The following is a 26,682-nucleotide window of genomic DNA, read 5'->3' as shown; positions in this document are numbered from 1 at the left end:
ACCGCACACTTTCCTAGTGGTGCTGCAGCTGGAATCTTGGAAAAATGATTGAAAAGGGGCGGCATCCAGTATTCATCGACGCTTGCATCTTGGTGTAGATTAATTGAAGGAAAGTATGTTAGGATAACCTTATAACGCTTTAACGTGATAACGCATTAGAGAACTGAAGAAAAGGGTGGAGCTAAGGTGAACTGGAAAACAGAGATAGAAAACTTGAAAGCATATCAGCCTGGGAAAACAATAGATGATGTTAAGAAAATGTATGGTCTTGATTCAATTGTAAAATTATCTTCAAATGAAAATCCATACGGGTTTTCAGTCCGGGTGAAAGAATATTTGAGTAAAGCTGATTTCACCTTTTCCATTTACCCTGATGGTTATGCAAAAACATTGAGAAACTCTCTTTCAGAACACTTAGGCATAGAGGAGAAGCAGATCATTCTTGGCAATGGTTCCGATGAAATCATCCAGATCATTTCCAGGGGACTGCTGCAAAAAGGAACAAACACCATTATGCCCGCTCCCACATTTCCGCAATATAAGCACAATGCGGTCATAGAAGGAGCAACGGTGAAGGAAGTTGAACTGGATGACCGCGGTAAGCATGACCTGGGGAAAATGATCGCTGAAATTGATGATGATACTTCAGTAGTCTGGCTTTGCAGTCCCAATAATCCCAGTGGGGAGTATATTAGGGAAGATGAATTAATTTCTTTTCTTGATAGGGTGCCGTCCCATGTGCTGACAGTACTGGACGAAGCATACTTTGAATATGCTACAGCTGAGGATTATTATGACTCGGTTGAATTGGTTGAAAAGTATCCCCGTCTGCTGGTAATGAGGACTTTTTCAAAGGCCTACGGACTTGCAGGACTGCGAGTGGGCTATGGGATTGCGAACGAAGGCATCATCTCCAAACTGGAACCCCTTCGTGAACCTTTTAATAATAACATTGTGGCACAGGGAGCTGCTGCCGCTGCCTTGACTGATCAGGATTTCATTGATAGATGCCGTACTGATAATCGGAAAGGCATGGAAATGTTCTATGAATTATGTAAAGAAACAGGTCTTAAGTATTTTCCATCTCAGGGGAATTTCATTGTGATTGATTTCGGTATCGATGGCGATGAAGTTTTTCAATATCTCTTAAGCAAAGGATATATTGTGCGCTCAGGAAAAGCTCTTGGGTACCCATCCGCTGTCAGGATCACAATTGGAACTCCTGAACAAAACAGGGGGCTGATTGAAACAATCAGGGGTTTTCTGGATAGAACTTAGAACTTAGCCATTTCATGCGAGCGCTGGTGAAAACAAACTGGGAAAAGAAGGTGAAGCCTGTTGAAAGGTACAGTTCTGATTGCCGGTTTAGGATTGATTGGAGGCTCTCTTTGCATCAGTATCAAAAAAGAACATCCGGAAGCAAAGATTGTCGGATATGACAGAAGTGAAAGGGAGATGAACCTTGCAAAGGGGCTGGGCATCATAGATGAAGAGGCGGATTCCTTCGAACAAGGGGCATCTGGGGCAGACTTGATTGTTTTAGCAGTGCCTGTAATCCAAATTATAAAATTGATGGAAGTTCTTCAAAGGATTGGTCTGAAGAAAAATGTCCTTGTTACCGATGCAGGCAGCGTAAAGAATCCAATCATGAAGGCCTCCAGCAACCTCAGTGATAAGGGGATTTCTTTTATAGGCGGGCATCCTATGGCAGGGTCCCATAAAAGCGGTGTTAAGGCAGCAAAGGACCTGCTCTTTGAAAATGCTTATTATATACTTACTCCTGGCAGGGAAGCAGGAAAAGACAAACTGGCGGAACTTAAAACATGGCTGAAAGGAACTCGTGCCAAGTTTCTTGAAATGAATGCAGCAGAACATGATGAACTAACGGGTGCGGTGAGTCATTTTCCGCATTTGGTTGCTTCATCCTTGGTCCATACAGCAAAGAAAGCCCAAAAAAACTTTCCATTTATTTCAAGATTGGCTGCCGGCGGGTTCAAAGATACGACAAGGATTGCTTCTGCGGACCCCCAAATGTGGAGTGATATCACTTTGCAGAATAGCCGGGTGCTCATCAAACTGTTGAATGAGTGGAAAGAAACGGCGGATGAATTACTGGAAATCGTTGAGCGTCAGGATTACGAAAAGACTTTCCGCTTTTTTTCTGAAGCAAAGGCCTTCAGGGACGGCCTTCCAGTTAAAAGCAAAGGAGCCATCCCGGCCTTTTATGATCTGTATGTAGATATTCCTGATCATCCCGGTGTAATTGCGGAAGTCACTGCCATTCTGGCCAAAAATGACATAAGCATTACAAATCTCAGGATTTTGGAGATGAGGGAGGATGCTGTCGGCAGGCTCGTCATCAGTTTTCAAAGTCATGCAGACCTGGAGAAAGGAAAAGATGTTCTAAGCAAAGAGACTCTTTTTGAAGTGTTTTAAAGAGCTGCCCTTTCTTTTCCAAGAGTAAAACCTTGGAATACAAGGGGAATATCCGGCACCTGGGATTTTTCCGACAGCAACAATATTTTGCGAAAACAGCCATGCGGAGGCTTTGCTGTATTTTATGTTCCAGCAATCAATTCATCATCCGTAGAATTCATTTCCAGTCCAGCTCAAGAAAGAGAACTGCTGCTTTCTCTGTTGGGAGAATGTTCATCCGAAAGCGGCAATTTATGTCTAAACAGCCTTTAAAATTATTGGCGAATATGTAGTTAAGGATGGTTGCTATGGTAATGTCCAAGAAAGTAATGATTAATAGCAAGGGATTGAGAGGGAACATCAACGTTCCCGGGGATAAATCTGTTTCCCATCGTTCCATTATGTTTGGGGCAATTGCAGAGGGTCTGACAGTTATACATAATTTCCTGAGAGCGGATGATTGTTTGAGTACAATGGCCTGCTTTAAGAAAATGGGAGTGAATATACAGGATGATGGCGACAAAGTGGTTGTCCATGGAAAAGGGTGGAATGGCCTTGTTGAACCCGAAACCATTCTTGATGTTGGCAATTCTGGGACAACTGCCCGCTTGATGTCCGGAATATTGGCCGGCCGTCCATTCCACTCAGTGATAGTCGGGGATGAGTCGATTGCGAAACGGCCTATGAAACGTGTAACCGCTCCGCTAGCCCTGTTTGGAGCTGCCATTGATGGAAGAAATCATGGTGAATATACCCCTTTGTCAATAAGGGGAAGAAAGCTCTCCTCCATAGAATACAAACTGCCTGTTGCCAGTGCCCAAGTGAAATCAGCCTTGATCCTGGCTGCATTGCAAGCAGAGGGGGAGTCGGTCATAACAGAGAAAGTCCCAACCAGAAATCACACTGAAACAATGATACGGAAATTTGGCGGGGACATTTCAAGTAGAAACGGAGAAATCAGGGTAGCGGGAGGCCAGAGATTCAGTGGGAAGGAAATTAAGATTCCTGGTGATATTTCATCAGCTGCATTTTTCCTGGCTGCAGGTGCACTGGTTCCTGAAAGTAAGCTGGTCCTCCCTGGAATCGGCCTTAACCCCACTAGAACCGGGATCATAAAAGTGCTTGAAGAAATGGGCGCTTCCATCTCTGTGGAATGGGATGACAATGACGAATTCGAGCCAACAGGCACCATTACAGTGGAAAGCTCAAGGTTGAAAGGAATTGAAATCAGCGGGGACCTCATACCTGCTTTGATTGACGAAATTCCAGTCATAGCCCTGCTTGCTTCACAAGCTGAAGGCAGGACAGTCATCAAAGATGCTGAAGAACTGAAGGTAAAGGAAACGAACCGCATCGATGCCATTGTTTCGCAGTTGAGGATTCTCGGTGCAGACATTGAAAGTACCGATGACGGCATGGTCATTAATGGTCCGGCAGCCCTCCATGGAGGTACGGTGGACTCACTCGGGGACCACCGGATCGGCATGACACTGGCTGTGGCTGCTCTTCTCAGCAAACAGGAAGTGCTGCTGAAGAATGCCGGGGCGGTCAATATATCTTACCCATCCTTTTATTCGGATTTGCATTCTCTGTCACTAGGATAAATACACTAAGGTATTTCATTTTCGTTCTGAATCTGAGATGCCTTTTTGTTTTCTGTTTCACAGTTTTTGTCATTTCCTCCCCCTTTGCTTCATAGCTTGTCTTAAGAGACGAAGGGAGAGTTCAAACATGACCTATATAATTGATGACGTTCCCTGCATTGAATATGGGGGCAGAAGGAATATATCCATGCTAGTAAAGGATAACGAGATAGAATCGGTGAATTTGAACTATAAACGCTATACCGTCCCGCGAATGAACATTTCCCCTTTTGTAATGTCACCTGTGCATGTCATGGCAGACCTTGAACTTCCAAATTTTTTTGAATTCAAACAATTCAAGTCCTATTTTGCCACAGAGTTCATAATGAGAGGCTGCACGACTCTTATCACTTCATTTTCAATAGAGTACCTTTCACAATTCCATTCCAGTCTCAACAGCAAAAGGAAGGAATTGCTTAATTGTCCAATTGATTATTGCCTGGTTCTGAAATGCAAGGCAGGGCTGGTATCACCTGAGCTCTTGAGGCTGATGAAACGAAACAGGATTCCTGCCGTGTTCGTTGAATTTTCAGAGATTGGAGAGCTGGAGAAAAAGGCCTGGGGATGGATAAAACAAGCCCTCTATGGATATCCATTGGTTTTTTGTCCCTATATTCCCTTAGAACTCGACAAGAGGGAAAAGACAAAATTGCTGAAAGGGTGGCATGAAATACTACAAACCGAAGGAATTCCCCATGTACACCATCCAATTACGCCAAAAAATCCTTTGCCTTTGCAGATTTTGAAATTAATTGGCATATACCCTCTTAAAGGGAATTTCAGGGCGGGCGGAGAAATAAGTTATAACCTATATAAAAGCCCAGCCTCTGAAATAGTTGATGAAAGCCAGTCAATTCTTTATGATAATCATATGTTGATACTTACAGTACACAAGGGTAAAGTACTTATGTCTAATGGCCGATGTTTCTTTCAGCCGGGGATAGGGGAAGAATTGGTTATTAAAACTCCCGGCTTTTTAACATGATCATTATTTGATATAAATCATAAAGAAACCCTTCTATAAAGTGATTGTAGAAGAAAGGATTTTATTACATGAATTATGCTGAAGAAATGCTTACATCATTGAAAAATGGAGATTTGGATAGTGCAAATAAACATTTCAAGCGGGTTAAGAATCTAGGTGCAGATGAAGAGAAATTCACACTTGCTGAGAACCTCCACCATTTGGGTTTTTTGGAGGAAGCTAAAGAGCTGCTTGAAATTCTTCTGGCCAAGTACCCTGGTGAGGGAGAATTGATAGTCATGCTTGCGGAAGTCCATGTGGAGCTTGATGATGAAGAAGGGGCACTTGACCTGCTGTCCGGGATGGGAGAAACGGACCCGGATTATCCCAGGGCATTGCTATTGCAGGCCGACTTGTTCCAGATGCAGGGCCTGTTTGAAGTCAGTGAGCAAAAGCTGATACAGGCAAAGAATTTACTGGCTGACGAGCCGGTGATCGATTTTGCGCTGGGTGAGCTGTACCTTGAAATAGGTAAGTTCCTTGAAGCCATCCGCTCTTATGAAAGTGTCCTCCAGTCAGGAAAAACGAACGTGGGCGGAGTCGATGTCCATCAAAGGATGGGAGAGGCACTTAGTGCAGGAGGAGATTTTGAACAGGCACTTGATCATTATGAAAAAGCTTTGGATGAGCACCTGGAAATCAATACATTGTTTGGATATGCTTTCACTGCCTATCAAGCAGGGTATTATGCAAGGGCAATCGAGAAGCTTGAAGCAGTCAAGGAATTGGATCCTGATTATACCTCGGTTTACCTTCTTCTTTCCAAAGCCTATGAACATGAGGAAGAGCTTGAGAAGAGCCTGGAAACAGTCAAAGAAGGAATAGGTCATGATGAATTCAATAAAGAGCTGCTGTTCCACGGGGGAAAGATATGCCTCAAACTTGCTAATGAACCCGAGGCGGAACGGTTATTGCGTGAGGCGCTGGCCCTTGACCCGGGATATATGGAAGCAGCCTTGACTCTTAATAAACTTTTCCTTCAGCAGGAAAGGTATGGGGATATCCTCGAAATCTTCAATATCATGGAGAGTGAAGGGGAGGAGGAACCTCAGCTTCATTGGGATGCCGCCGCCGCATATGAGAAAACCGAGAATTATAAAGAAGCATTAAAACAATACCGTCTTGCATATACTTTCTTTAAAGATCATCCGGATTTCCTTCAGGAATATGGATATTTTCTCATCGAGGAAGGAAAACACGAAGAGGCGCGAGAAGTATTTATAGAACTATTAAAGAAAGATCCTTCTAATGAAGAATGGGCCATGGTCATCGAAAGATTGGAAGAATAACACACTGAATTTTGGCGGGTAATAATACGCAGAGGAGGGAAAGAAATGAAGACCCCTGTATCTGTCAACGAGAAAAAGGAATTCATCCGGTGGTTCTTGAATCGATATCAGCTGAAGAGGCGTGAATGTGTCTGGATATTAAATTATCTCATGAGTCACGACCAGTTAATGAAAAAAGTACACTTTGTAGAGGAAGCGCAGTATTGTCCAAGAGGGTTGATCATGTCCACCCACTGTGTGGAGGAAGTGCCGTTCAGGTTTTATAAAGAGAATATTATGACGACGGATGCGGAAAAATCATTTCATGATATCAGGCTGAATAAAGATGAGGATATATATATCCAGTTGAACTTCAGCAAATCCAATGCTTCATACCAATACGCAGCTGTGCTTGAGGAAAACCCTTTTATGCCGAAGTACCTGTTGATCAATGAAAAGGACAGGATTATCGCAGAGCAGTTCCTGAAAAGCAGTATTGAAACATACCAAAGGCAGAAACTCCTTGATGCGATCGATGAAGCTTTGGATCGGAATGATAAAGAAGATTTCAGAAGACTGACTTCACAATTGAAGAATATGCCCGGGTAATCATCCGGATAAGCTGAACATGGCAGACATGTCAGCTTTTTTATTTTTTTCGTTAACTTTGTTGCTATTCAATATAATCAAATAATACCCTTGTAAATCGTCGGGGAACCCCCTGTGAGCAGGAAAGAAAAGTGATGCTCGCTCTTTTTCGAGAGTAAAACCTTTGTATTACAGGGGGGGGATCCGGCACTTGGCTTTTCCGAAACCAACAATAATATGTGAAACCATCCCTATGTTACAACCTGTTCAATGACTGAAGTACGGATCGTAAGGACATTAAACAAATAACCCCGTGGAAATCTGCTGCCAGCCCCAACGAAAATCTGACTTTAACGAGTTAATGAATCTTCCTGAAGAGTATGAGTATACTAATCCATAAAATAGTAATGAAAACGAATCTTATTCCACTGTCTCAAACTTTCATCCTTATTCATTTAGTGATAACATAATCGGGAATAAGGACGAATAAGAGGTGTAGAATATTGAATTGGAATAGCAAAGAAGCAGATCTTTATCTTAAAGAAAAGAAGTTTATCGACACTGCGGTCATCCCTCTCCTGCCTGTAGGCTTCGAACAGGATATGAGGACTTTCGCGGCTCAAGGGGAGTTCATCTCCCTATTATCAATGCACTTGGAGCATCAATTTAAGGGAAGGCTGATGCTGTTCCCGGCATTCACTTACTTGAACACAGAAGAGAAGACTATTGCAGAAAAGAGATTGGATGATTGGAAATCTGCAATGAAAAATGCTGGGTTCAAATACGTATTTTTTCTTACATCCGACAGTGACTGGCGCTTCAGCAGCGAGGAGCTTGAGCGCAGCCTTATGTGGCTTCCATCCATCCCTTTGGATAATATGGATGAAAAATATAAGCATTCCATCATGGAAGACCAAGTGAAACAGCTCCTGAATGTTATCGTGAAAAAATGGCAGGCAGAGGCTTGACTTAAAAAAGTCACATTGTTGACATCTTTTTCAAGGTCGAGTTATTGACCTCATAGAGAGATTAATATATCATTATTATGTCCTAGTTTTATATTTGTGCGAAAAATGTCCGTCGGACTGACCTTATGATAGAGGGGGGATAAGGATGAGCAAACAACGTGTATCAAGACGTCAATTCCTTAATTATACGCTAACTGGTGTAGGCGGTTTCATGGCTGCCGGAATGTTGATGCCAATGGTTCGTTTCGCAGTGGATCCTGTTCTGAAAGCAGAAGCTGGAGGGGACTTCATTGCAACGAAGCAAAAAGTTGATGAATTAACAAATGAACCTGTACGTGTAGATTTCAGCTACGAACAAGTAGATGCATGGTACACTTCTGAAGTAACATCGACTGCTTGGGTTTACAAAGATGGAAATGGTGAAATTGTAGCACTTTCACCTGTATGCAAACACTTGGGCTGTACAGTTAACTGGAATGGGGACAAGAACCATGAAAACATGTTCTACTGCCCTTGCCATGGCGGCCTTTACGAGAAGAACGGGAAGAACATCCCGGGAACACCGCCGACAGCACCATTGGATGTATATCCAACAAAAGTTAATGACGGTATCTTATACCTCGGAAAAGCAGAACCAAATAATCTAGTAAAGTAAAGGAGGCGTAATCCGTGCTGAACAAAATGTATGATTGGGTTGATGAGCGTTTGGACATTACGCCTTTGTGGCGCGATATCGCTGATCATGAAGTGCCTGAGCATGTTAACCCTGCACATCATTTCTCTGCATTCGTTTACTGCTTTGGCGGTTTGACTTTCTTCGTGACAGTCATTCAGATCTTATCTGGAATGTTCCTGACTATGTACTACGTTCCGGATATCCAAAACGCTTGGCAATCTGTATATTACCTTCAAAATGAAGTGGCATTCGGACAAATCGTCCGCGGTATGCATCACTGGGGAGCTAGTCTGGTAATTGTAATGATGTTCTTACATACGTTACGTGTCTTTTTCCAAGGAGCATACAAAAAACCTCGTGAATTGAACTGGGTAGTCGGAGTGTTAATCTTCTTCGTAATGCTTGGTCTTGGTTTCACAGGATATCTATTACCATGGGATATGAAAGCGCTGTTTGCGACAAAAGTTGGTCTTGAAATCGCAGCTGCGACACCGTTTATCGGAGAACAGGTCAAGACGCTTCTTGCCGGTGATCCTCATATTGTCGGTGCGCAGACGCTTACTCGTTTCTTTGCCATCCACGTGTTCTTCCTTCCGGCAGCATTGCTTGGATTGATGGGAGCTCACTTCTTGATGATCCGTAAACAAGGGATTTCAGGCCCATTGTAAGATATTCGATTCAACAGGTTATTGATTGAATCACCTTAATTAATAAGGAGGGGACACTATGCATAGAGGAAAAGGGATGAAGTTCGTAGGCGACTCTCGTGTGCCTGCAGAACGTAAGCCTAATATTCCGAAAGATTATTCCGAGTTCCCTGGAAAAACGGAAGCCTTCTGGCCAAACTTCCTATTGAAGGAATGGTTGGTTGGGGCGGTATTCCTTATCGGTTATCTTTGTTTGACGGTTGCACATCCATCGCCGCTAGAACGAATTGCCGATCCAACGGACGCGGGATATATTCCATTACCTGACTGGTATTTCTTATTTCTTTATCAATTATTGAAGTATACTTATGCATCCGGTCCATATAATGTCATCGGAGCGTTTGTTATTCCAGGACTTGCTTTCGGAGCTCTTCTTCTAGCTCCATTCATCGACCGCGGTCCACACCGCCGTCCTGTTAAACGTCCTTTCGCGACAGGATTCATGCTTTTGGCTCTTGCCGCGACAGTATTCCTTACCTGGGAATCTGTTGTCAACCATGACTGGGAAGCAGCTGAAAAGCAGGGGCAGATTGTTGAGGAAGTTGAAGTTGACACGGAAGCTGAAGGATATAAGATTTATCAGGAGAACGGCTGTATCAACTGCCACGGGGATACTCTCCAAGGCGGAGCAGCTGCACCTTCTTTAGCTGGCATTGAGCTGAGCAAAGAAGAAATCGCTGATATCGCAGTGAACGGTAAGCCGCCAGGAATGCCTGCCGGCCAGTTCAAAGGTACTGAAGAAGAGCTTGATAAGCTCGCAACATTCATCTCTGAGCTTGGAGGAGAATGATGAAAAGACCCGGCATGCTGCCGGGTCTTTTTTACTTTCTATCTGTTATGTGGAGATTTGTGGATAATCTTTCCGGATTTCTTTATAATCTAAGTTAGTTATGAAATTCACACCATTAAAGGAGAAAGCATGAATCAACTTTTTACTTATCTCACTCATAAATCATTCCTGACCCTGCTATTGGTCATAAACGTCCTCGGTACTATTTACGGATATATATGGTATCTGCCGCAACTGGAAAGAACCGAACCTCATTTTTTGATTTTCGTTCCTGACAGTCCGACCGCGAGCCTTTTCTTTTGTTTTGTGGTAGCAGCCTTTTTGATGAAAAGGAACTGGCCGCTTATGGAAGCGTTAGCACTTGTAACATTGTTTAAATATGGAATTTGGGCGGTGGTTATGAACCTGCTTACGCTGTCGGTCTCTGGTGATTTGTCGTGGCAGGGGTATATGCTGATTGGTTCACACTTCGCCATGGCTGTTCAGGGAATTCTGTATTCTCCTTATTACAGAGTAAAGGTATGGCATATAATGGCGGCTGCGATATGGACGCTTCATAATGACATCATTGATTACGTATTCATGCAGTTCCCTGTTTACTCACAGCTTCATCTTTATATAAGGGAGATAGGGTATTTCACCTTTTGGCTGAGTATTCTTTCCCTCTTACTCTGCTACTATTTTACAAGAAAAGTGGAAAGGCGATATCTTGTATAGGCTTTCAGCTTGGTATTAACAAATATAAGGTCTACTCTTGTCCAAGCCCTCATACAATTTATTAGTAGTTTGAGGGGGGACAAGTATGAAATTATTCAGATCGATCTTTATGGCGCTGCTCATTTTTTTGATGATCTCACCGCTGCATTCCTCTGCAGAAGGGACATCATTATCAGAACTGGATAGCATCTCGGATGAGGCCTTACAGATGGCCAAATCCGGCAGATATGATGAAGCAAAGCAACTATTACAATATTTTTCCGATAAATTCGCTGAAGTCAACGCCAGGAACCGTTCCTTTACCATGGATGAACTGAGGATTCTGACGGTTTCCCATGAAAGTGCTCTACAATCGCTTGCTAATTCCTCTGAATCAATTGAGCAAAGAATGAATTCAGTCATTACCTTCAGACTTGTTATGGATACGATATACTCTCAGCACCAACCCCTGTGGACAGAGATGGAAAAACCGATCATGTCAGCTTTTCAACAGGTTCAGGATGCCGCAAGTACAGGGGATGCAGAAGAATATCAAACAAGATTGAATCAGTTTTTGACAAAATATAGTATTATCCAGCCAAGTATCAAACTTGATGTACCTGTAGAAAAAGTTCAGCAGCTTGATTCAAGGATTACCTTCATCGACCGGTATCGAAACGAAGACGGCAGTGTTAAAGAAACGATGAATGAGCTGAATACATTGGAAAATGACCTGGAAGATTTGTTCGATGGATTGACCGAAGACGAGGCAGATCCTTCACTTTGGTGGGTGATCACAACAACTGGAAGTATCATTATCCTTACATTATCTTATGTCGGCTGGAGAAAATATAGGGGTGAATCGCAGCATTCCAAGTCAGAAAGGCAAAAGGATTGACAACCATATGGGCTGGAGATAAAATTTGAGTAACTACAACTAGATGGAGGTTTGAAATGGGAGGGTTAATCCTTTATTTCATTTTGATTTCACTGATTCCAGTACTTGCAAGCATGAATGTCAAAAAGACATTCAACAAATATGCACGAGTGGCAACGACATCCGGAATGACCGGCGCCGAAATGGCCCGCCGAATACTGGATGCCAACGGATTGCATCAAGTGAAAGTGGTTGAAGGCCGTGGATTTCTAAGCGATCATTATAACCCTTTAAATAAAACTGTTGCATTGTCACCGGATAACTATCATGGCCATTCTGTGGCGGGTGCCGCTGTTGCAGCACATGAAGTTGGACATGCCATACAGGACAGCCAGAATTACAGTTTCCTTCGGTTCAGGCATGCGCTTGTTCCAGTAGCTAATCTGGGTTCCAATTTATCTTGGGTTTTTATCATGATAGGTATCTTTAGCCGACTATCCGGTATGTTCTTGTTAGGGATTGTCTTGATGGCAGCCGGAGTCTTGTTTCAATTGATCACGCTTCCGGTTGAATTCAATGCATCCTCCAGGGCGATGGATCAAATTGTATCCCTTGGACTGATACGCAATGAAGAAGAACGCCATGCCAAGAAAGTACTTAACGCTGCTGCCATGACGTATGTAGCCGCTGCTGCTGTAGCAATAATCGAATTGCTTCGCCTTGTCCTTATATTTACAGGGATGCAGGGTGAAGAATAAAAAAACTTCCCGTAATCCGGGAAGTTTTTTTATGGCTGTAACATTAATCTTCCAGAGGATTCTTGTTTTCATCCAGTGTGAATCCTTCTCCTAATACATCGTGGACGACTGTCACCGATACAAAAGCGTGCGGGTCCACAAAACTGATGATGTTCTTTAAACGGACAATTTCATTTTTGCCAACTACACAATACAGGACGTTTCGGTCTTCTTTTGTAAATGAGCCATGTCCTTTAAGGACAGTGACACCCCGGTCCATTTTTTCTATGATAGTGTCGGCAATTTCTTCATGTTTGCTGGAAATAATCATGGCACCTCTGGCGGCGTAGGCACCTTCCTGCATGAAGTCGATGACCCTGGCCCCGACGAAAACGGCTACAAGGGTATACATTGCCTCTCTGTAACCCAGATAGGTTATTAGGGAAGCAGAAATGACGACAGCATCAAACATGAACATCGTTTTCCCCATGCTCCAGCCCACATATTTATGGACCAGCCTTGCAATGATATCTACTCCGCCAGTAGTCCCTCCGTATCTGAAGATTATCCCGAGTCCGACACCGAGGAAGGCGCCTGCAAAAAGTGCAGCCAGAAATAAATCTCCTTCCAAAGGAATTCTCATCTGATATCTCTGAAAGATCCAAAGGAAAGCTGAGAGACTTATTGTCCCGATAATGGTATAGTAAAATGCCCTCCTGCCCAAAAACTTCCATCCGATAAAAAAGATAGGGATGTTCAAGGCAAGATTGGAATAAGAAGGGTCGATACCGGCAAGAAAATATAATAGCAGTGTAATCCCTGTAAACCCGCCTTCTGCCAATTCGTTCTGCATATTAAAGTGGACAAGCCCAAATGCAAAAATGGCAGACCCCAGTATGATGAAGAAAATATTTTTATACCTGAGTCCGATTTTCATTGTTTTAATTCCTCCGATCGTTCTTGTATTTAGTTTTCTGAAGGATAAGTGGATTCTTCAGCTTGGATGGCATGACTTCCATGCTCCTTTTTTTCTCGACTGCTGAGCAGTGCACTCTATAAGCAGCCCGTGACCATTCAAATGGATAATCTGGAAATGATCTTTGAATCAATTTGCTCTTCCTTTTATCTCATACTGAAGTTGCTCCTCCAGTCCATTCGGCGCTGATCAGCTGCTTCAGCCTTTGTCTTGGCTCTTTTCGTAAACTTTGTTGCTATTCACTTTAAATTTTAAATAAAGACCTGGTAAATCGCCGTAAAAACCCCGGTGGGCAGGGAAGAAAAGAGCCGCTCGTTCTTTTTCGAGAGTGAAACCTTTGAAACATGGGAACAAATCCGGCACCTTGGATTTTTCCGAAAGCAACCATATATGCGAAAACAGCCTTTGTGTTACACCAGAGCAATTATATAGGAACCTATAGAAACTATCAATAAGCCCTTTTTTAATAAAGTTGGGATTGGCAGGTTTACTGTTATAATTGAAATGCGAGGCAATCGGCTGAGCCGGAATTGGTATAGTTTAATTATTTGTCAAAAACCACTTTCTTAGCTAACATAATATAAGAAATTAGCGAGGTGTTATTATGGATAATCATAAAACCATCAAAGAAATGCAGCAGGAAGTAGATACATATATAGGCCAGTTTAAGGAAGGGTATTTCAGCCCTCTGGCTATGATGGCAAGATTGACGGAAGAAATGGGCGAACTTGCAAGAGAAATAAACCATTATTATGGAGAGAAACCGAAGAAGAGTACAGAGAAGGAAAATACCATTGAAGAAGAACTTGGCGACATACAGTTTGTGGTAACATGCCTGGCTAATTCGTTAGGAATTGATCTTGAAAAAGCACATGATACCGTAATGGATAAATTCAATACAAGAGACAGGGATCGCTGGACACGCAAAGAGGAGGAAGACAATCATGGCACCAATTAAAGTGACGATAGCCGGACCAAGGGGAAGGATGGGAAAAGAAGCGGTCAAAATGGCAGAGAACACGGAAGGCTTCAAACTGATAAGTGTCCTGGACAACAAGAATAATGGAAAGAAGCTCAGTGATATAGAAGGATTTGTGAATTCAGAAGTATCTGTTTACACGGACATCAACGAATGTTTCGAAGAGGAAACCCCGGATGTTTTAATAGACCTTACCACTCCGGAAACAGGGTACATACATACTAAAACAGCATTGGAATATGGTGTGAGGCCGGTTGTGGGAACCACGGGATTCTCAACGGAGCAGTTAGAGGAATTGAAGATGATGGCCGCCGAAAAAAAAATTGGCTGCATTATTGCACCAAATTTCGCGATAGGAGCGGTCTTGATGATGAAGTTCTCGCAAATGGCTGCAAAATATTTTGATGATGTAGAAATCATTGAGCTTCATCATGATCAAAAGCTTGATGCCCCGTCTGGAACAGCAGTAAAGACTGCGGAGATGATTGCATCCCAGCGAGAACCGAAAACCCAAGGGCATCCAGGCGAGAAAGAGACGATAAGAGGAGCCAGAGGCGCGGATTATGAAGGAATGCATATTCACAGTGTCAGACTGCCTGGTTTGATTGCCCACCAGCAGGTCATGTTTGGAGCAGACGGCCAGACTTTGACAATCCGGCATGATTCCTACAACAGGTCTTCCTTTATGTCGGGAGTTAAAGTATGTGTTGAGACCGTCATTAAACTTGATACTTTAGTTTACGGGTTAGAGAACATTTTGGATTGACATTCAGTAGAGGCAAGTCATTCAAGCGGATGAAAGGACAGGTCATCTGGCTCCACCACTTACTGAAAAAGTATATATTTTGTTTGAGGAAAATGCTCTAATGTGCACCCGGGAGCCTGGATAACAAGAGGAAAAACCATGACTGGCACTGGGGATATTTCTGAAAGCAGTGACCCTTGCTAAGGGAACTGATCTATAAAAAAGAGGTGATTGTGTTGAATATCGCATTGGTTGCTCATGATAAAAAGAAAGATAATCTTATTCGATTCGTTCTTGCATATAAAGAAACCTTTCAGAAACACAGCTTATTTGCTACCGGGACAACAGGTAAAAGAATTAATGAAGAAACAGGGCTGGAGATTCACCGGTTTAAGTCAGGTCCTTTAGGCGGAGACCAGGAAATTGGATCTTTTATAGCCAATAACAAAATGGATGTCGTGATTTTCTTCCGTGATCCATTGACTGCACAGCCGCATGAGCCGGATGTTTCTGCTCTGATCAGGTTATGTGATGTCTATTCTGTTCCATTGGCCACAAATATGGGAACGGCCGAAGTGCTTGTTAAAGGACTTGAGCGGGGCGATATACAGTGGCGTGAAATTGCAAAGGAAAATGAGGAGAATAGTAATGAAGGTTGACATACTTGCATTCGGGGCTCATTCCGATGATGTGGAAATCGGGATGGGAGGTACATTGGCCAAATATGCGGCCAGAGGAAAGAAAATCCTGATTTGTGACTTGACCAGGGCAGAAATGTCTTCAAATGGAACCCCTGAATCCAGAATAAAGGAAGCAGAAGAAGCTGCTTCCATTCTCGGTGTCCATAAACGAATAAATCTCGGGATGCCTGACCGGGGATTATACATAAATAAAGAAAATATTGACAAGATTGTAGGTATAATCAGAAGATACAAACCCAAGATCGTTTTTGCTCCATTTGAAGTTGACAGGCATCCCGACCATGGAAATGCCTCTGCTCTTATTAAGGAAGCCTTCTTCTCGGCAGGGATAAAGAAATACGGAGAAGCTGCCTTAGGTGATTCCCATAAACCATCTGCGTTATATTTTTACATGATTAACGGTTTTCACCATCCGGACTTTGTCATAGATATAGAAGATTACATAAATACAAAAATTAAAAGCTTGGAAGCATATCAAAGCCAATTTACCAGTTCAGAAGGAAGTGTGCAGACCCCTCTGACAGAAGGGTATCTGGAATCGGTAGAGGCAAGGGAAAGGATCATGGGGAAATCAGCCGGACTTGCATTTGCAGAAGGCTTCCTTGCCCACTCCACTTTGATTGTAGACAAGGACTTATTAGGAGAATAGCTTATGAAATTAAAAATAGGGATTACCTGCTATCCGACAGTTGGAGGGTCAGGCGTAGTGGCTACAGAGCTTGGGAAGCTTCTCGCGGAAAAAGGACACGAAATACACTTTATTACCTCCAGTGTTCCTTTCAGGCTGAACAGAATGTACCCTAATATTTATTACCATCAAGTTGAGGTGAATCAATACTCTGTGTTCCAGCATGCTCCGTATGATATTGCACTGGCAAATAAAATGGCTGTTGTAGCAAGAAGAGAAAAACTCGACCTTCTTCATGTTCACTATGCGGTACCTCATGCTGTTTGTGCAATTTTGGCAAAACAAATGGCAGATACCGACCTTAAGATCGTGACCACCCTTCATGGGACGGATATAACTGTCTTGGGATATGATCCTTCATTGACAGAAGCAATCCGTTTCGGCATTGAACACTCAGACCATGTCACAGCCGTATCTCATGCGCTGGTGGACCAGACGCACAGTCTTATTAAACCTGACAAGGATATAGAAACGGTCTACAATTTTATAGATGAGCGGGTCTACCGCAAAGTTGATTCTGTTCACCTGCGAAACGAATACGGCATTTCACCAGAAGAAAAAGTCATCATACATGTTTCCAATTTCAGGGCGGTCAAGAGAGTTGAGGATGTGGTGCAAGCTTTCAGCAGGATCAATGAGCAGGTGCCTTCAAAACTGCTTCTGGTTGGCGACGGGCCTGAAATGACTGTGATCTGCCAGCTGGTAAAGGAACTTGGGCTGCAAGAGAAGGTTCTTTTCCTGGGTAAACAGGACAGCCTGGAAGAACTTTATTCATTAAGTGACCTGATGCTGCTATTATCCCAAAAGGAAAGCTTCGGCCTTGTGGCTTTGGAATCGATGGCATGCGGCGTACCATGTATTGGTACGGATATTGGCGGGATACCGGAAGTGATTGAAGATGGGGTGAATGGCTTCATCTGTTCTCTTGGCGATGTGGCAGCAGTATCAGAGAAAGCAGTGTCACTTCTGACATCGGAAGAACTATACAGTGAGTTCTCTGAAAATGCCCTTAAGACAGCCAGGACAAAGTTCCATTCAAGCAAAGTGGTCGATCAGTATGAACAAATATACAGGAAGCTAACTGCAGAAAGATAGGTGACGATGATTATGCTGCCAGCATTATTTAAGCAGGCACTGCCTGTTTTGAAAAAACTTGAAGAGGCAGGGTATCAGTGTTATTTTGTTGGCGGCGCCGTGAGGGACCTGCTTTTAGGCAGAAGAACAAATGACATTGATATCGCTACCTCAGCACTTCCTGAAGAAGTGAAGGCTGTATTTTCAAAAACAATCGATGTAGGCATTGAACACGGTACGGTAGTGGTGTTACACAAAGGTACACCATACGAAATCACCACCTTTCGAAGTGAAAAGGAATACAAAGATTATAGACGGCCGGAATCCGTCACGTTCATTACTTCTTTAAAAGAAGATTTGCAAAGGCGTGACTTCACGATTAACGCCATCGCTATGGATAGCAGCGGGAGGGTTCATGACCCTTTCTGCGGGGAATCGGATATAAAAGCAAAGGTGATCAGGACTGTAGGATCGGCAGAGGAACGGTTTAAAGAGGATGCACTCAGGATGATGAGGGCTGTCCGTTTCATGTCCCAGCTCGGTTTTGAAATGGAGAAAGACACTTTTGAGAGCATTAAACAAAATGGGAGCAAAATCACTCATGTTTCCATTGAAAGACTGTCAGCAGAATTTGAAAAGCTGTTGCACGGAAGGTATAAAAAGACATCGATCGCTTCATTGAGGGAGACCGGCCTTTACCAATACCTTCCGGGATTGAAGAATGAGGTGTTAAAGTCACTTGAAGAACTTTCCGTCAACCAGCTGACAAATGAACAAATGTGGATGCTTCTATGTTATCTTTCAGATGAATGCGAAAGCCTGATAAGGAACTGGAGACTTCCTGTCAAGAAGATAAAGTATATTTCAAAAGCAGTCACTTTCATGGGTGACAGGATGAAAAAAGAATGGGATTGTCAATCGCTCTATGCTGCTGGTCTTTCAATGGCGCTGGACGTCGAGGAGGCATGCCGGGCGATAAACCAGATTCATACCATCCAGGAGGATGACCTGAAAAGGAAGTATGAACTTCTCCCGATCAAAAATCGCAGCCAATTGGCGATAACCGGTAATGACATATTGAAATGGACCGGAAAAACGGGAGGACCATGGATCAAAGAAATCCTTGAAAAGACCGAGAAAGCGGTTATTAGAGGTGAAATCCCCAATCAGAAATCAACCATAAGGGAGTGGTTAGGGCTGTGCAATCACCAATAAGAAAAAAATTAATGGATGCGTTCACAAAGGCTGAAGGAGAATTTTTGTCTGGACAAGCCTTAGCTGATATTGCGGGCTGCTCCAGAACAGCTGTGTGGAAGCATATTGAAGAACTTCGCAAAGAAGGTTTCGAGTTCGAGGCTGTCAAAAAAAGAGGATACAGGATTGTAAAGACCCCTGACAGGGGCAGCGAAGAACAAATAAAACCAGGCTTAAAGACAAGATTTATAGGAAAGGCGATACATTATATTGAATCGGTTCCTTCGACACAAAAAATCGCGCACACCCTTGCTCAAGAAGGAGCGGAAGAAGGAACAGCGGTCATTGCCGATGAACAGACTGAAGGCAGGGGAAGACTGCTGCGAAGCTGGCATTCTCCCAGGGGGACAGGGATATGGATGAGCATCATCCTCAAACCTCAGCTTCCCCCGCAAAGAGCGCCTCAATTCACGCTGATTGCTGCTGTGGCAGTGGTTCAGGCCATTGAAGAAGTATGCGGGCTAAGTCCGGAAATCAAATGGCCGAATGATATATTGCTCAATGGCAGGAAAGTGACCGGCATTCTTACAGAGCTTCAGGCGGAAGCTGACAAAATCAATTCCATCATTATAGGAATAGGGATGAATGTCAATCAAAAGGCTGAGGATTTTCCGAAAGAACTGCAATCCATCGCAACATCCCTGGCTTTGGAAAAGGAAGAAAAGATTTCAAGGGTCCAACTTATCCAAAAGGTTATGGAAAAGCTGGAAATGTACTATGATTTATACATGGAAAAGGGCTTCACTCCAATTAAGTTGTTGTGGGAAAGTTATGCGGTCAGCATTGGAAGACACATAACCGCAAGGACAATTACAGGCAGTATCCATGGAAAAGCGCTTGGCATCAATGAAGATGGTGTATTAAGGATTGAAGATGGAGCAGGAACGATTCACGAAGTATATTCTGCTGATATCGAATTAAATTGAAACTGCTTCTGACAGGCTTTGAAGCCGTTTGCAGATTTCGGTATCCAGGGGGAATCCTGCTGTTAAAAAAGTTTCCGTAAGTGCCGGTTTCCACTAACACTCTCTTATTTATATAGCACGCAATCCATCAAGTCAGTTTTTTTACTATTGAATTCCAGATTCCATTTGATATAATCTTTTAGTGAAGGGCAGTATCGATGATGAACTGCACCGCAATGATCAACTGAATAATGATAATCACTAATTTCTGCCTTGATCCGGTTGGACAGGGACGGAGGGTCGAAACTTACAATTTGAACTTAACGGGATCCTTCTGCCTATTGAAGGGTCCCTTTTTGTCGAGGCTGTTTTCGTAAATGTTGTTGCATTCCAAGAGAAACAAAGTTTTCGAAAACAGCCTTACTTTGCTGCATGTTTCGCCGCCTCTGATTAAAAGGAGGAAACGAAAATGAAAAGTACTTCCGATTTCATCAAAATGAAAAAAGAAAATGTAAAGATTTCGATGGTGACTGCATATGACTATCCATCTGCAAAGCTTGCGGAATCAGCAGGATTGGATATGATTTTGGTGGGGGATTCCCTGGGGATGGTCGTCCTGGGGTATGAATCCACTGTAGCGGTGACCCTCGAGGATATGATCCATCATACAAAGGCGGTAAGAAGAGGGGCTCCTGACACTTTCATTGTGACAGATATGCCGTTCATGACCAATCACCTCTCCAAGCGGGACACAATGCAGGCTGCTATGGAAATCGTCCAGAAAAGCGGAGCTCATGCCCTTAAGATTGAAGGCGGGGGGAAGGTGATCGACACGATTGCCGATTTGACAGCAGCTGGAATACCAGTCGTCGCACATTTGGGGCTGACGCCTCAATCGGTTGGAGTACTTGGCGGCTATAAAGTGCAAGGGAAAACAGCTGAATCAGCAGCAAGGCTCATTGAAGAAGCGAAGAGATGCGAAGAAGCCGGTGCTTTTGCCCTTGTAGTCGAATGTATCCCTCGTCAGCTTGCTGCTGAGGTTTCAAAGGGCATTAACATACCAGTCATTGGAATAGGAGCCGGCAGGGACACAGATGGCCAGGTGCTCGTCTTCCATGATATTATGACTTACGGAGTCGAAAGGATTCCAAAGTTTGTGAAGAAGTACGGTGACTTCAATGAAATAGCGCTGGCTGGTCTGGCGCACTATCATAATGAGGTCAAAGAGGGAAGTTTCCCTGAAGCTGGCCACACGTTCACTATGAAGGAAGAAGAACTTCAATCGTTGTATGGGGGAAGTAAATAAAATGCAAAAGATGACAAACATCTCCTCCGTCCAGGAGTATCTACTATCAGAAAAGCGGCAAGGGAAGAAAATTGGGTTTGTCCCTACCATGGGTTTTCTTCATGAGGGTCATCTGACCCTGGCAGAAGCGGCAAGGAAGGAGAACGATATTGTCGTGATGAGCATCTTTGTGAACCCACTGCAATTCGGGCCGAATGAAGATTTTGAAAGTTACCCGCGCAATCCGGAACGGGATGCAGCACTTGCCGCATCAGCCGGTGTCGATATTCTGTTCTTCCCTGAAGCAGACGAAATGTATTCAGGTTCTTCCATAAAGATGCATGTCACGGAGCGGACGGATGTATTATGCGGAAGCAGAAGAACCGGGCACTTTGATGGTGTCGTTACAGTTGTTTCCAAGCTGTTTAATATTATAGGTCCCGACAATGCTTACTTTGGCTTGAAAGATGCACAGCAGGTTGCCGTCATCGAAGGGCTCGTCCATGACTTGAATTTCCCAGTGAACATTGTCCGTGTTCCGACTGTAAGAGAGGAAGATGGACTGGCAAAAAGTTCAAGAAATGTTTACTTATCCGAGACAGAGAGAGCTGAAGCACCCGTTTTATATAGCAGTCTGAAGGATGCCGAATCGTTGATTGAAGAAGGGAAGTCCATTCCTCAAACAATCATTTCACATATTCAAAACAGGATAAACTCAGAAACCAGCGGTACTGTTGATTATATAGAAATTTATTCATTCCCTGAACTCGAGGATATCCACAGCCTTCAGGGAGAATTCATCATAGCATTGGCAGTGAAATTTCAGAAAGCCCGTCTGATCGATAATATAATCATCAAGAAGAGCCAGGAGGAGAAGCAAAATGTTTAGAACGATGATGAGCGGTAAGATCCATAGAGCAACAGTTACGGAAGCGAACCTAAACTATGTTGGCAGCATCACGATTGATCAGGATATTCTGGATAAGGTCGGCATGCTTCCGAACGAGAAAGTTCAAATTGTCAATAATAATAACGGTGCGAGATTGGAAACGTATATTATCCCCGGTGAGCGAGGGAGCGGGGTATTCTGCTTGAATGGTGCAGCTGCAAGGCTGGTTCAGCCCGGGGATGTCATTATCGTCATTTCCTACAAGCTCGTAGCGGAAGAAAATGTCCTTGACCATGTGCCGAAGGTCGCCATCATGGATGAAAACAATAGAGTCGTTGAAATGCTGGGGACCGAACCGGAAGCCACAGTATATTAAACCAATCAGGAGGACGAGTGATTCACACTCGTCCTTTTTTTTATAGCTTTTTTCGCCAGCCATAATGCTGTACTATTGCAAAGCCCTGAAGGCTAGTCCAAAACCATTCCTAAATGGAAGATGATGTGCAGCCCTCCTAAGGAATACAGAATTCATGAATCATGTGCCGTGTTCAAATGGGTGTGTCTTTTACTTGGTGCCTGGAGGTGAAACAGTCTCCTGCACCAAAACATCTTTTTTAGGCTGACGGCCGGCCTCTTCTGGCTCTGCTAAAGGGAATTATGGTACACTTGGTAAGAAAAATACAGAGATAATAAAGGCTGTGTGATTATGGTACCCCATAAAATAGTTGTAGTGGATTTGGAAACTACAGGAAATTCCCCGAAGAAGGGGGACAAAATAATACAATTGGCTGCAATGGTCGTGCAGGATGGAACTATTGTAGATTCCTATACATCTTTTGTGAATCCCGGTTTGCCAATTCCATCATTTATTGAGGAATTGACAGGGATCAATGATGAAATGGTAGAAGATGCCCCTGAGTTTTCCGAAATCGCCCCGAAGGTTTTGGAGCTTCTGGATGGGGCTGTTTTTTGTGCACATAATGTTCAATTTGATTTGGGCTTTCTGCAATCCGAACTGGAAGAAGCGGGATATAATCCTTTCTCGGGCCCTTCGTTCGATACTGTAGAACTTGCGAAAATAACCCTGCCGACTGCGGACAGTTATAAGCTTACAGAACTTTCAGACCGGTTCTCATTCAACCACAGCAGGCCGCATCAGGCTGACAGTGATGCACTTGTAACAGCAGAACTGCTGATTCACTTTATTGAGAGACTTGCAAGGCTGCCACTCGTTACCCTTGAACAAGTGGAAAGTCTGTCATCTTGGTTGAAAAGTGACTTATCGTTGTTGTTTTCAAGTATCCTTGCAGAAAAAAGGAGGTCGATTGCGGACATCGATCCCGGCCTGGAAGTGTTCAGGGGAATTGCCTTGAAAAAGAAGCTGGATATCCCTCAAAACGAGACTGGATCAACAGAGGCTGTATATCCTCAAGGGGAAAAGGAAAAGTCTGCATTACTGTCCGCTTCTTTAGCCGGATTCGAAAAACGGGACGGGCAATTCTTAATGATGGATAAGGTTCATGAGGCGATGACATCTAATAAACACATCATTATTGAAGCAGGGACAGGGGTTGGAAAGTCCCTGGGCTACCTTCTTCCTGCTGTGTATTTCAGCAAACAGGCAGGGAAGCCCGTGGTTTTGAGTACATATACCATTCAACTTCAGGAACAGCTTCTTGAAAAAGAAATTAATTTCCTGAAAGGAATGCTTGATTTTTCATTTAACGCTGTTCTGTTAAAAGGGAAGAATCACTACCTGAATTTATTTAAATTTGAACAAAGCCTGACAGAAGAAGAAAACCAATATGATATTGCAATTACGAAAATGCAAATCCTTGTCTGGTTGACAACTACTGATACAGGCGACGTGGATGAACTGAATCTGACCAGCGGCGGGAGGCTGTTCTGGAACAGAATCAGGCATGACGGATGGCATATCAAAAAAGATCCATGGATTGGCAGAGATTTTTATCTGCATGCCCGCAATATGTCGAAGAAGGCGGATTTGATTGTCACCAACCATTCCATGCTTCTTTCCGACCTGGTCAGTGATGGGAAATTACTGCCTTCTTATGGGACTGTCATTATCGATGAGGCACATCATCTGGAGAAGTCGGCAAGGAACCACTTCGGAAAAATCATCGATTACTTATCTGTTAAGTTTGTCATTGGCCAATTAGGGATCCTCGATCAAAAGCAGCTGTTCTATAAATTGGAAAACATGATGGAAAAATATTCGGTTAAGGCTGACCTTCATTCATTTGAATTGGATCTGGAAATCAGTCATTTTTATAGGGAAATCGAGGAATGCTTCACGGTCATTACGTCCTTATTCCTGAAGCAATCCAAAAGGAGAAGGGGAATCCAGAAAATCCAGATGAGGCTGACCCATTCACTTTTGACATCTCCTGAATGGATGCCTGCTGTCATGAGTGTCGAAAGAGTCATCTCGCAAATGAAAAAGCTTGAAAAGGAAATGGGGTTACGCCTAAAGGGATTGAAGGAGAAAGAGGACTCGCTGAATGACGCAGAAAAAGCTTCACTGGAAGAATTCTATAGTTTTATGGGTGAATGGAGTGAGTTGAGATCCCATTTCCATGAAGTATTTTTATCTGCTGAAGAAAAGGATGTCATTTGGCTGGAAGGAGATCTTAGGTCCCTTCCCAACAGTTTGGTGATCCAATCTCAGATGGCTTCTGTAGGAAAAAAACTTAAACAGTCTTTCTTTGATCAAAAGGAAACTGTGATCATGACCTCTGCGACTTTGACCGTACAGAATTCTTTCAAGTACTTTCAAGAGGAGGTCGGATTGGCCGGACATGATGCAGATACTGTACGCATAACCTCTCCGTTTAATTATAGTGAAATGACCAAGTTATTCATTCCTACAGATGTCCCTGAGATACAAAATGTGTCACTTGATGATTATGTTGAAGCAATTGCTACGCATCTGATAGGGGTGGCACAGGCAACCAAAGGAAGGATGCTTGTATTGTTCACTGCTTTCGATATGCTGCGAAAAACGCATGACTTGATGAAAGACAGCGGCCTCCTGGAAGATTTCGTCCTCATGGCCCAAGGAATTTCCAGTGGCAGCAGGACAAGGCTGACGAAAAATTTCCAAAGATTCGACAAAGCTATCCTTTTTGGGACGAGCAGCTTCTGGGAAGGTGTGGACATCCCGGGGGAGGACCTTTCCTGCCTTGTACTCGTGAGGCTGCCTTTCTCGCCGCCGGATGAACCTGTCGCGCAGGCCAAGAGCGAGTTCTTAAAAAGTGAAGGCAAAAATCCGTTCTCCCAGTACTCCCTTCCAGAAGCGATCCTCCGATTTAAACAAGGAGTCGGCAGGCTGATCAGACGGAATACTGACCGGGGCATCGTCATTGTGTTTGACCGGAGGATCATTACGGCCAGATATGGAAGGGCATTTCTCGATTCCATTCCCGATATGCCGGTAAGCCAGGGGGAACTCCATGAAATGGTGGAATTGATTGAAGAGTGGTTATAGGAAGTGGCAGCACAGTCCAGAATTCCATCCGGATAAATTTTCATGATTAACGTACTCTATATGTAGAAGTAATTGGGGGGTATGTTACATCATGAAACGGTTTATAACGGCAGTCCTGATGATGATGTTTTTTCTATCTTCAGAAGGGAATATACTAGCAGCCGAACCTCAGGTTGACTTGAAGCTGAAACCTGAAGAATTTGCCTTATCATTCCTGCCTTTTGCAAAGGGGGAAGTTGCCATAATTCACCTCCCCGGGGGGATAAACTATTTAGTGAACACCGGGGAAACTGATCAGGTTAACAACCTTGAGGCCATCCTGGACAAGTTCGGGATTAAAAAAATCAAGGGGATCATCATTACCGACCAGAAGGAATATCACCCTGATTCCCTCAGTAAGATCATTGAAAAATGGGGAGCGGAAGAAATATTAACAGGTTCGGAGCTTGTTGGAAGATTTGGTTCCCGAGATCAGAGATTCCATGCTTTGAGAAAAGGTGAAAAGCTTTCATTGAATCAGGAGGTTGCCATAAATGTGATGTTCGAAGGAAATGGCAATGACGAAGGGCTGGATTTCACTGTCACTTCCTTGCCCCATCGATTTCTATGGATGACCTCACATTCTCCTGCAGCGGAAGATTCTTTAATTAATGAAAAGTTAAGCGACGTCAATATATTGAAGGTCCCGTTATACGACAAAACAGAATTGCTATCTGAAAGGCTGCTGACCCACATTGATCCGCAGACAGCCATTTTTTACCGTGAAAAGAAAAAGTTCATTCATACCGATTTACTCGAGCTGTTTCATGAAAGCTGGATCGATGTATACTTTACAGGGCAGCACGGGCTTATCACGATAAAATTCAATGAAAATAACTATGAAGTGATCACCTTTCCGGAAGAAAATCAAATCCTTGGATGATCAAGGAAACTGAGGAGAGGACTGCATGGACAGCCCCCTGAAGAAAAGTGTGTGGAATAGAATTTATTTTTGTTTGAATGTGTTCGGATTAAGCTTATTTGCTGTTATAATGGGTAATGGTTCTACTGTTATTGTGTCTTAATCCTGACCCAATATTTATAACAATATTTGTGATGTAAGGGGGATTTTCTTTGGAAAGCAAAATCGAAGTGTTGTCGACAGTAAAAATCCAGCATTCACCTGACTTTTATAAAGTGGTCGATGCATTAAACCGTACCCTGAAAGAAAGAGATCTTATGTTTGGACTGGCTTTGGATCCTGAAGACCAGGAACAGGCAGTCTTTACGATATATCGTACATAAAGAAG

General features: G+C 43.4%; 27 protein-coding genes. 26 read left to right on the top strand and 1 reads right to left on the bottom strand.

Annotated elements, in window-relative coordinates; all coding sequences use genetic code 11:
* Positions 1-186 precede the first annotated feature (186 nt).
* The 13 genes from hisC (at position 187) to D3H55_RS12190 (ending at position 12,410) form a co-directional block, all read left to right on the top strand.
* Positions 187-1,278: a histidinol-phosphate transaminase gene (hisC, locus tag D3H55_RS12250; RefSeq protein WP_119547203.1), complete on the top strand. Its 1,092-nt coding sequence runs from the start codon at positions 187-189 to the stop codon at positions 1,276-1,278.
* 60 nt (positions 1,279-1,338) lie between these two features.
* The gene (locus D3H55_RS12245) at positions 1,339-2,436 is read left to right on the top strand and encodes a prephenate dehydrogenase (protein ID WP_119547202.1); all 1,098 of its coding nucleotides are present in this window, start codon (positions 1,339-1,341) and stop codon (positions 2,434-2,436) included.
* Between the two features lie 293 nt (positions 2,437-2,729).
* Positions 2,730-4,019, top strand: a complete 1,290-nt coding sequence (gene aroA / locus D3H55_RS12240) for a 3-phosphoshikimate 1-carboxyvinyltransferase (RefSeq protein WP_420808749.1) — start codon at positions 2,730-2,732, stop codon at positions 4,017-4,019.
* A 292-nt stretch (positions 4,020-4,311) separates the two neighbouring features.
* Positions 4,312-5,043, top strand: coding sequence for a hypothetical protein (locus tag D3H55_RS12235; RefSeq protein WP_136035696.1), 732 nt, complete (start codon positions 4,312-4,314; stop codon positions 5,041-5,043).
* Between the two features lie 68 nt (positions 5,044-5,111).
* A complete protein-coding gene (locus D3H55_RS12230) occupies positions 5,112-6,371 on the top strand; it encodes a tetratricopeptide repeat protein (protein ID WP_119547199.1) in 1,260 nt (419 codons plus the stop codon).
* Positions 6,372-6,416: 45 nt separating this feature from the next.
* Positions 6,417-6,959 carry a ReoY family proteolytic degradation factor gene (locus D3H55_RS12225; protein ID WP_119547198.1) on the top strand — a complete coding sequence of 181 codons (543 nt, stop codon included), beginning with the start codon at positions 6,417-6,419 and terminating at the stop codon, positions 6,957-6,959.
* A gap of 482 nt (positions 6,960-7,441) precedes the next feature.
* Positions 7,442-7,906: a YpiF family protein gene (locus D3H55_RS12220; RefSeq protein ID WP_119547197.1), complete on the top strand. Its 465-nt coding sequence runs from the start codon at positions 7,442-7,444 to the stop codon at positions 7,904-7,906.
* A gap of 145 nt (positions 7,907-8,051) precedes the next feature.
* Positions 8,052-8,561, top strand: coding sequence for a QcrA and Rieske domain-containing protein (locus tag D3H55_RS12215; RefSeq protein WP_119547196.1), 510 nt, complete (start codon positions 8,052-8,054; stop codon positions 8,559-8,561).
* 14 nt (positions 8,562-8,575) lie between these two features.
* Entirely contained in the window at positions 8,576-9,250 is a 675-nt protein-coding gene (gene qcrB / locus D3H55_RS12210; protein ID WP_119547195.1) for a menaquinol-cytochrome c reductase cytochrome b subunit, read from the top strand.
* Between the two features lie 58 nt (positions 9,251-9,308).
* A complete protein-coding gene (locus tag D3H55_RS12205) occupies positions 9,309-10,079 on the top strand; it encodes a menaquinol-cytochrome c reductase cytochrome b/c subunit (protein WP_119547194.1) in 771 nt (256 codons plus the stop codon).
* Positions 10,080-10,208: 129 nt separating this feature from the next.
* Positions 10,209-10,796: a lipoprotein heptaprenylglyceryl N-acetyltransferase LhaT gene (lhaT, locus tag D3H55_RS12200; RefSeq protein WP_119547193.1), complete on the top strand. Its 588-nt coding sequence runs from the start codon at positions 10,209-10,211 to the stop codon at positions 10,794-10,796.
* Positions 10,797-10,881: 85 nt separating this feature from the next.
* Positions 10,882-11,673 carry a sporulation protein YpjB gene (gene ypjB / locus D3H55_RS12195; protein WP_119547192.1) on the top strand — a complete coding sequence of 264 codons (792 nt, stop codon included), beginning with the start codon at positions 10,882-10,884 and terminating at the stop codon, positions 11,671-11,673.
* 56 nt (positions 11,674-11,729) lie between these two features.
* Positions 11,730-12,410, top strand: a complete 681-nt coding sequence (locus D3H55_RS12190) for a zinc metallopeptidase (RefSeq protein ID WP_119547191.1) — start codon at positions 11,730-11,732, stop codon at positions 12,408-12,410.
* A gap of 43 nt (positions 12,411-12,453) precedes the next feature.
* On the opposite strand, the gene D3H55_RS12185 is transcribed toward D3H55_RS12190, so the two are convergent.
* Entirely contained in the window at positions 12,454-13,326 is an 873-nt protein-coding gene (locus D3H55_RS12185) for a YitT family protein (protein ID WP_119547190.1), read from the bottom strand.
* Between the two features lie 643 nt (positions 13,327-13,969).
* Here D3H55_RS12185 and D3H55_RS12180 point away from each other — a divergent pair.
* The 13 genes from D3H55_RS12180 to D3H55_RS12120 all read left to right on the top strand — a co-directional run bounded on the left by D3H55_RS12180 (position 13,970) and on the right by D3H55_RS12120 (position 26,677).
* Positions 13,970-14,323, top strand: a complete 354-nt coding sequence (locus tag D3H55_RS12180) for a nucleotide pyrophosphohydrolase (protein WP_119547189.1) — start codon at positions 13,970-13,972, stop codon at positions 14,321-14,323.
* Positions 14,310-15,110 carry a 4-hydroxy-tetrahydrodipicolinate reductase gene (dapB, locus tag D3H55_RS12175; protein WP_119547188.1) on the top strand — a complete coding sequence of 267 codons (801 nt, stop codon included), beginning with the start codon at positions 14,310-14,312 and terminating at the stop codon, positions 15,108-15,110. Before D3H55_RS12180 ends, dapB begins: the two co-directional genes overlap by 14 nt.
* A 215-nt stretch (positions 15,111-15,325) precedes the next feature.
* Complete coding sequence (mgsA, locus tag D3H55_RS12170) at positions 15,326-15,748, top strand: methylglyoxal synthase (protein WP_119547187.1); 423 nt, start codon at positions 15,326-15,328, stop codon at positions 15,746-15,748.
* Complete coding sequence (bshB1, locus tag D3H55_RS12165) at positions 15,738-16,439, top strand: bacillithiol biosynthesis deacetylase BshB1 (RefSeq protein ID WP_119547186.1); 702 nt, start codon at positions 15,738-15,740, stop codon at positions 16,437-16,439. The genes mgsA and bshB1 overlap by 11 nt, the downstream gene beginning before the upstream one ends.
* A gap of 3 nt (positions 16,440-16,442) precedes the next feature.
* A complete protein-coding gene (gene bshA / locus D3H55_RS12160; RefSeq protein WP_119547185.1) occupies positions 16,443-17,573 on the top strand; it encodes an N-acetyl-alpha-D-glucosaminyl L-malate synthase BshA in 1,131 nt (376 codons plus the stop codon).
* A 12-nt stretch (positions 17,574-17,585) separates the two neighbouring features.
* On the top strand, positions 17,586-18,767 hold the full coding sequence (locus D3H55_RS12155; protein ID WP_119547184.1) for a CCA tRNA nucleotidyltransferase: 1,182 nt from the start codon (positions 17,586-17,588) through the stop codon (positions 18,765-18,767).
* Complete coding sequence (locus tag D3H55_RS12150; RefSeq protein WP_119547183.1) at positions 18,752-19,732, top strand: biotin--[acetyl-CoA-carboxylase] ligase; 981 nt, start codon at positions 18,752-18,754, stop codon at positions 19,730-19,732. The genes D3H55_RS12155 and D3H55_RS12150 overlap by 16 nt, the downstream gene beginning before the upstream one ends.
* A 448-nt stretch (positions 19,733-20,180) precedes the next feature.
* Entirely contained in the window at positions 20,181-21,017 is an 837-nt protein-coding gene (panB, locus tag D3H55_RS12145) for a 3-methyl-2-oxobutanoate hydroxymethyltransferase (protein ID WP_119547182.1), read from the top strand.
* A 1-nt stretch (position 21,018) separates the two neighbouring features.
* Positions 21,019-21,885 carry a pantoate--beta-alanine ligase gene (panC, locus tag D3H55_RS12140; protein WP_119547181.1) on the top strand — a complete coding sequence of 289 codons (867 nt, stop codon included), beginning with the start codon at positions 21,019-21,021 and terminating at the stop codon, positions 21,883-21,885.
* A complete protein-coding gene (panD, locus tag D3H55_RS12135; protein ID WP_119547180.1) occupies positions 21,878-22,261 on the top strand; it encodes an aspartate 1-decarboxylase in 384 nt (127 codons plus the stop codon). Before panC ends, panD begins: the two co-directional genes overlap by 8 nt.
* 330 nt (positions 22,262-22,591) lie before the next feature.
* A complete protein-coding gene (dinG, locus tag D3H55_RS12130) occupies positions 22,592-25,393 on the top strand; it encodes an ATP-dependent DNA helicase DinG (protein WP_119547179.1) in 2,802 nt (933 codons plus the stop codon).
* Between the two features lie 91 nt (positions 25,394-25,484).
* Complete coding sequence (locus D3H55_RS12125) at positions 25,485-26,315, top strand: ComEC/Rec2 family competence protein (protein ID WP_119547178.1); 831 nt, start codon at positions 25,485-25,487, stop codon at positions 26,313-26,315.
* 191 nt (positions 26,316-26,506) lie between these two features.
* Positions 26,507-26,677 (top strand): YpmA family protein, encoded by a 171-nt coding sequence (locus D3H55_RS12120; protein WP_113928625.1) that lies wholly within the window; start codon positions 26,507-26,509, stop codon positions 26,675-26,677.
* Positions 26,678-26,682: the final 5 nt, after the last annotated feature.

It is taken from the genome of Bacillus salacetis, assembly GCF_003581585.1.
Taxonomy (GTDB): Bacteria; Bacillota; Bacilli; order Bacillales; family Bacillaceae_B; genus Rossellomorea; species Rossellomorea salacetis.
Note: the sequence above shows the minus strand (reverse complement) of the source record. Positions and strands in the feature narration are given on the sequence as shown.